Source organism: Cupriavidus sp. CuC1 (assembly GCF_044627735.1).
Classification (GTDB): Bacteria; Pseudomonadota; Gammaproteobacteria; order Burkholderiales; family Burkholderiaceae; genus Cupriavidus; species Cupriavidus ulmosensis.
Genome location: NZ_JBIUHC010000065.1, coordinates 51,104 through 57,382, shown reverse-complemented (window position 1 = coordinate 57,382; position 6,279 = coordinate 51,104). Strand labels below are relative to the sequence as shown.

6 protein-coding genes are annotated in these 6,279 nt (G+C 65.9%); all 6 read right to left on the bottom strand.

Features of this window, described 5'->3' with window-relative positions; genetic code table 11:
- Positions 1–154: 154 nt before the first annotated feature.
- On the bottom strand, positions 155–562 hold the full coding sequence (locus tag ACGLHR_RS26000) for a Zn-ribbon domain-containing OB-fold protein (protein WP_400096939.1): 408 nt from the start codon (positions 560–562) through the stop codon (positions 155–157).
- 4 nt (positions 563–566) lie between these two features.
- Positions 567–1,733 (bottom strand): thiolase domain-containing protein, encoded by a 1,167-nt coding sequence (locus ACGLHR_RS25995; protein ID WP_318236573.1) that lies wholly within the window; start codon positions 1,731–1,733, stop codon positions 567–569.
- A gap of 105 nt (positions 1,734–1,838) precedes the next feature.
- Positions 1,839–3,392 carry a class I adenylate-forming enzyme family protein gene (locus tag ACGLHR_RS25990; protein ID WP_400096938.1) on the bottom strand — a complete coding sequence of 518 codons (1,554 nt, stop codon included), beginning with the start codon at positions 3,390–3,392 and terminating at the stop codon, positions 1,839–1,841.
- 251 nt (positions 3,393–3,643) lie between these two features.
- Positions 3,644–4,942 (bottom strand): MFS transporter, encoded by a 1,299-nt coding sequence (locus ACGLHR_RS25985; RefSeq protein WP_400096937.1) that lies wholly within the window; start codon positions 4,940–4,942, stop codon positions 3,644–3,646.
- Between the two features lie 177 nt (positions 4,943–5,119).
- Positions 5,120–5,974 (bottom strand): crotonase/enoyl-CoA hydratase family protein, encoded by an 855-nt coding sequence (locus tag ACGLHR_RS25980; RefSeq protein WP_400096936.1) that lies wholly within the window; start codon positions 5,972–5,974, stop codon positions 5,120–5,122.
- 15 nt (positions 5,975–5,989) lie between these two features.
- Positions 5,990–6,238, bottom strand: coding sequence for a DUF2917 domain-containing protein (locus ACGLHR_RS25975; RefSeq protein WP_400096935.1), 249 nt, complete (start codon positions 6,236–6,238; stop codon positions 5,990–5,992).
- Between the last annotated feature and the right edge of the window lie 41 nt (positions 6,239–6,279).

Below are 6,279 nucleotides of genomic sequence, written 5' to 3'. Positions count from 1 at the left end.
CGACTGAAGTTAACACCGTCAGATTGTGTTTACAAGTAGCACTGCCTTATCGAGGACGCCGATTTGTGGGCAAACCTCAGCACTCTTGTGGGAGAGGGGCCGGGGGAGAGGGCGGGCGCTCGCAGAGGCGATATGCATCGCGCTCCCGTCGGCCTTAGCCTGCGCTAACCGGCGTAAAGGTCGGCACCGGCGGCCCATCCTCGGTCGGCGTGAAGGTCAGCTTCACTGCCTGCCCGATACGCACGGTATCCAGGTCGCAATCCACGATGTTGGTCATCATGGTCACGCCTTCTTCCAACGCCACATAGGCGATGCAAAACGGCGTGGGGCCCGCACGGCGGGTGACGCTGAACGAGTAGATGGTGCCCCGTCCCGAGCCCTGCTTCCATTCGGTCTCGCCCATGCAGAACGGGCATAGCGTGCGCGGATACCAGTGCGGCTTGCCGCAGGATTTGCAGTGCTTGACCAGCAGGCGGCCTGCGCGCGCGGCTTCCCAGAACTCGATGTTGTCTGGCGCAACCTGCGGGGCTTTGAGGGGAGTGGCTGTGTAAGGTGTGCTCATCTTATTACTCCCGTTCCAGGATGACAGTGGCGCTGCCGTGGCGCGAGCCGAGGTAGCCGCCGGTGCCCTGGGCCAGGGCCAGGTCGCAGTTCTTGACCTGCACGGCGGGATGGGCTTCGCCGCGCAGCTGGCGCACGGCTTCGATCACCTTGGTGATGCCGCCGCGATTGGCCGGGTGGTTGTTGCACAGGCCACCGCCGTCGGTGTTGAAAGGCAGCTTGCCCACGCCGGAGATCAGGTTGCCGTCGGCCACGAACTTGCCGCCTTCGCCCTTCTTGCAGAAGCCCAGGTCTTCCAGCTGCATCAGCACGGTGATGGTGAAGCTGTCGTAGATCGAGGCGTACTTGATATCCGAGGGGCGGATGCCGGCCTCTTCAAACGCGATCGGGCCGGAGATGGCGGCGCCCGACCAGCTCAGGTCGACCATGCCGCCGAGCTGGCCCTTGACGGCTTCGCCGGCGCCGAGGATTTTCACCTTGGGGCGCTTGAGCTTGGCGGCGATTTCGGGGCGTGCCACGATCAGCGCGCCGCCGCCGTCGGACACCACGCAGCAGTCGAGCTTGCGCAGCGGATCCGAGATCATCGGCGAATTCAATACGTCTTCCACCGTCACCACTTCGCGCAGCATGGCGTGGGGATTGTGCTGTGCATGATGCGAGGCCGCTACCTTGATCCAGGCAAGCTGCTCGGCGGTGGTGCCGTACTGGAACATATGGCGCATCGCCACCATCGCGTACAGGTTCACGGTCACCGGGCTGAACGGCGCTTCGAACGGCTGGTCGGGCAGGTTGGCGCCCCAGTTGCGCGCCTGCGTGCCGCTCGAGCCTTCCGAACGCGGCCGGCCCGCCAGCGTGATCAGTGCCACATTGCACTTGCCGGCGGCGATGGCCTGTGCGGCGTGCGACACGTGGACGATATACGCCGAGCCGCCGGTGTCGGTGGAGTCGACGTGGCGCACCTTCAGGCCGAGGTAGTCGACCATATTGAGCGCGCCGAGGCCGGGCGCGTCGCCCGCGCAAAAGTAGCCGTCCACGTCCTGCAGGGTTAGGCCTGCGTCTTCCAGCGCGCCTTTGGCGGACTCGGCGTGCAGTTGCGCGACGGTCTTGTCTGGTGCCTTGCGGGTCGGGTGCTCGTAGGCCCCGACGATGTATGCCTTGCCGTTGATGCTCATGGGTCTCCCTAGTTGTCCCGGGTACTTTGGTGTGCTGTGATGCCTATGGATATAGCCAGTATGGATATAACCGATGTCTTGCGTTCTTGCTTGTTGCCGCTAGCGTCAGCCGGCGCGTCCGTACTGGTCGCGCAAGTCCCGCTTGAGCACCTTGCCGATGGCGTTGCGCGGTAGTTCCTGCGACAGCTCCAGCGCGGCCAGGCGCTGCATTTTCTCGAGCCGGCCGTTGACCCAGTCCAGCAGCGCGGTGGCTTCGGTCGTGGCGCCGGGCCGCAGCACCACGAAGGCGACCGGCGTTTCGCCCCAGCGCTCCGAGGGCACGCCGACCACCGCCGCGTCGGCGATGTCGGGATGCCCGAGCAGCACTGCTTCGATGTCGCTCGGGTAGATGTTGAAGCCGCCCGAGATGACCATGTCCTTCTTGCGGTCCATCAGGATCAGGAAGCCGTCGATATCGAAATAGCCAACGTCGCCGGTGCGGATGAAGCGCTTGCCGGTGGCGTCGAACCACTCGGCCTCGGCGGTCTTCTCGGGATGATTGTGGTAGCCGGACATCATCGCGGGGGAATGCCCGACGATCTCGCCCGGGGTGTCGCGCGGTGCATCGGCCGGGAGCTCGCGCCCGTGATCGTCCAGCAGCCGCATATCGGTGTCCGGCGAGGGGCGCCCGACTGTGTGCAGCTTGTCCGGATGCTCGTGCGCGCGCAGCTCGCAGCGCCCGCCGCCCTCGGTCATGCCGTAGTACTCGATCAGCGCGCCGGGCCAGCGCGCCAGCACCTGCGCCTTGAGCGCGGCGGCAAACGGCGCGCTGGTGCAGAATTTATAGCGGAACGACGACAGATCGGTGCTGGCAAAGTCTGGGTGGGCCAGGATGCGCTGGTATTGCACGGGCACCAGCATGGTGTGGGTGACGCGGTGCCGTGCGGCCAGCGCCAGGTACTGGCCGGCATCGAACTTGCGCATCAGCACCACGGTGCCGCCCAGCGACAAGGTGGGGAACAGGCTGACCAGCGTGGTGTTGGAGTACAGCGGCGTGGATAGCAGCGCCACGCTGTCCGGGCCATAGCCGCCCTGGGTGGCGCGCTGCACGTGCGACGCGCGCATGCCGAACGGCTGGATGATGCCCTTGGGCACGCCGGTGGTGCCGGATGAATAGATCAGGTTGAAGGCCCAGTCTGGCTGCACGTCGACCGCAGCCGGCCGGGTATTTTCGGGGGCCAGCCACGGGCTGAAGGGAACGCCTGCATGGCTGTCGTCCAGCGCGATGCAGGGAATGCCGAGTTCGGCTTCCAGCCCCTGCAGGGCCTGGCGCGTGGTGGCATCGATAAACAACCGGCGCGCCCCCGAGTCCTGCACCATGCCGCGCAGCGTTTCCGGGTTGAGCGAGGGTGACAGCGGCGCCACCGCCACGCCGGCCCGCAGGCTGCCGAGGAAGGCGGCGACGTATTCGATCGAGGTGGCCGCACAGATGGCGACGGCGCCTTGCGCCGGCACACCGTCGCGCTGCAGCGCGGCGGCAACGCGGTCGGCAAGCCGGTTCAGGCTGGCGAAATCGACGCTGCGTTCGTCCAGTACCACGGCCGGATGCCGGGGCCGCAGCGCGGCTTGTGCATCCACGAGGGCGGCGAGGGGGGTGAAGTCAGTGCTTGTCTGTGACATAGGGCTGCCGTTGCGGCTCTCGGGGATGTGCTTGCGTGTCTCATGGCTCGCTGGCTTGACTGCCGCCGCTCGCAGAGAGTGTCGCGCCTTGTGCCGGGTTCGACAATTTGGCTTTTTGGAAGAGGGGCTTGCCGGGAATCGTTGTTGCGGCGCACAAAATGGCCCGAACACGTGAAGCAGATCTGTAGGGCAAAGCAGGTGATTTTGTGATGTTTGCGGCGCTATGCTCTGTAATAGGTTATTTGAGCACCTCAAAATGCTGATGCCACGGGACGCGCCTTGCGATACAGGATGAGGGTGGCCAGCAACCCGCATGCCGCGGCAAAGCTCATCCAGTAGCCCGGCGCGGCCTTGTCGCCGGTCACTTCGATCAGGTAGGTCGAGACCGCTGGCGTAAAGCCGCCAAACACCGCGGTGGCAAGGCTGTAGGCCAGCGAGAAGCCGGCCACGCGCACCTCCACCGGCATCACCTCGGTCAGGGACACCACCATGGCCCCGTTGTACATGCCGAAGAGGTAGGACAGCCACAGCAGCACGATCAGCATGCGCTCGAAGCTGGGCGCGCCCGCCAGCCACGACAGGGCGGGATAGGCGGTGACCAGCGCGATGGCGGATATCGCCAGCAAGATGGGACGGCGGCCAATGCGGTCGGACAGGGCGCCGCCAATGGGCAGCCAGATAAAGTTGGAAACGCCTACGCATAGCGTGACGGCCAGGCTGTTGGTCGTGCTGAGCTTGAGCACCGTCTTGCCGAACGTGGGGGTGTAGACGGTGATGAGGTAGAAGGTGGTGGTGGTCATTGCCACCAGCAGCATGCCGGCCAGCACCGTGCGCCAGTTGCTCAGCATGGAGTCGAATACCTCGCGCGTGCTCGGATGGTGCCGGCGGGCACGGAACTCCTCGGTCTCCCGCAGCGAACGGCGCAGCACGAACAGGAACGGCACGATCAGGCAGCCGATAAAGAACGGGATGCGCCAGCCCCAAGCGCCCAGTTCGTCGGCCGTCAGCCAGCGGTTCAGCCCAAAGCCGAGCCCGGCCGCTACCACGATGGCGATCTGCTGGCTGGCAGACTGCCAGGCGGTATAGAAGCCCTTATGGCCCGGCGTGGCCATTTCGGCCAGGTAGACCGACACCCCGCCCAGCTCCGCGCCCGCCGAGAAGCCCTGCAGCAGCCGGCCGATCAGCACCAGCAGCGGCGCCGCCATGCCGATGCTGGCATAGCCCGGCACCAGGGCGATCAGGATGGTTCCGCAGGCCATGAGCGAAAGCGTTACGATCAGGCCCTTGCGGCGTCCCACCTCGTCGATGTAGGCACCCAGCAAGATCGCGCCGAGCGGGCGCATCAGGAAGCCCGCGCCGAACACGGCGAAGGTCAGCATCAGCGAGGCGAACTCGCTGTTTGCCGGAAAGAAGGTGTGGGCGATGTAGGTGGCGTAGAAACCGAACAGGAAGAAGTCGAACTGTTCGAGGAAGTTGCCGCTGGTAACGCGCAGGACGGCGCCCAGTCTTGAGGATCCAGGCACTGCCGCGCCTGCCAGTTCCGCTTGCATCGCCAGTCTCCTTCGGCACGCCGTCCCGGCTATTCGCAGCCTTTCGTGAAAGGTCGGCTAGCCCGTGCGCGGCCGCGCTTGTGCTGGTCAATATATGTCTTGCAAGCCGCCAACGCCAGCCCCGCATGGGCGAGGCGCGAGCCGCCTGGCACACGCCCCCGGCGCCTCGCCCGATACTCACACGCCGCGAAACACGGCCGGGCGCTTTTCCACAAAAGCGCTGCTGCCTTCCCGCGCGTCTTGCGAGGCTGCGGCGATCATGAACTGCATCGCCTCCACCGCCAGCCCCTCATCGATGGGCAGGTTGATGCCGCGGGTGACGGCGCGCAGCGAGGCGGTGACCGCGATCGCGGAATGCCGCGCGATCCGGTCGCCCAGCCGCAGGCAGGCGGGCAGCAGGTCGGCGGCGCTCACAACCTCGTTGACCAGGCCGAACCGCAACGCGCTGTCGGCATCGATCGGCTCGCCGGTGAGGATCATTTCGTTTGCCCGCTTGCGGCCTACATGGCGCGGCAGGCGTTGCGTGCCGCCAAACGTGGGCGGGAAGCCCAGCTTGATCTCGGGCTTGGCAAAGGCCGCATGCCCGGCCGCGATGGCCAGGCTGCAGGCCTCCACGATCTCGCAGCCACCGCCGAAGGCCAGGCCATTGACCGCTGCGATGACCGGCTTTGGAAACGTCTCGATGCGTCGCGTCATGGCTTGTCCCCGCAGCAGGAAGCGGCGCTGCGCCTGCTCCGGGGAAGCCGCGATGTCAGGCGCGAAGCCGGCAATGTCGGCGCCCGCGCTGAAGGCCCGCGTGCCGCGGCCGGTCAGGATCACGCAGCGCACGGCGGGATCTGCCTCGATGGCATCAAGCCTGGCCATCAGCGCGTCGATCAACGCGTAGCTCAGGGCGTTCAGCTTGTCGGGGCGGTTCAGCACCAGCAGCGCGTGCTGGCCGAGTCCTTCGTATTGCACCAAGTCGTCTGCGTTAGTCATGTCGGATAGGTTGGTCATCTTCAGCGGGTCCTGGTTGTCCTGATTTGTTTCCATGGTTGGCCGGTGCGGTCAGTCGACTGCCCGAACGGCGATGCGCGCCGAGCGGCCGCGAAAACTGGAGACAAAGACCACGGCCTCCTGCCGGGCGCAAAAGCGTTCGCCGCTCGCCAGCACCGTGTCGCGGCTAGCCGCATCCAGCGCTGCCGACTGCTGCGTGAGCCACACGATGCCCTCTACGCAGATCAGGTAAGATCCCAATCCGAGCGGGATCCGCAGCGGATCCGGGCCGAGGATCCAGTTGCCTTGTCTTGTGCTCACGATAGCCTCCTGGCTAGCCCGCCAATCTCTGCAACGGTGCT

Bases quoted from the DNA above. Each gene is read 5' to 3' on its own strand.
- ACGLHR_RS26000 (WP_400096939.1), bottom strand. From the start codon at position 562: ATGAGCACACCTTACACAGCCACTCCCCTCAAAGCCCCGCAGGTTGCG.
- ACGLHR_RS25995 (WP_318236573.1), bottom strand. From the start codon at position 1,733: ATGAGCATCAACGGCAAGGCATACATCGTCGGGGCCTACGAGCACCCG.
- ACGLHR_RS25990 (WP_400096938.1), bottom strand. From the start codon at position 3,392: ATGTCACAGACAAGCACTGACTTCACCCCCCTCGCCGCCCTCGTGGAT.
- ACGLHR_RS25985 (WP_400096937.1), bottom strand. From the start codon at position 4,942: ATGCAAGCGGAACTGGCAGGCGCGGCAGTGCCTGGATCCTCAAGACTG.
- ACGLHR_RS25980 (WP_400096936.1), bottom strand. From the start codon at position 5,974: ATGGAAACAAATCAGGACAACCAGGACCCGCTGAAGATGACCAACCTA.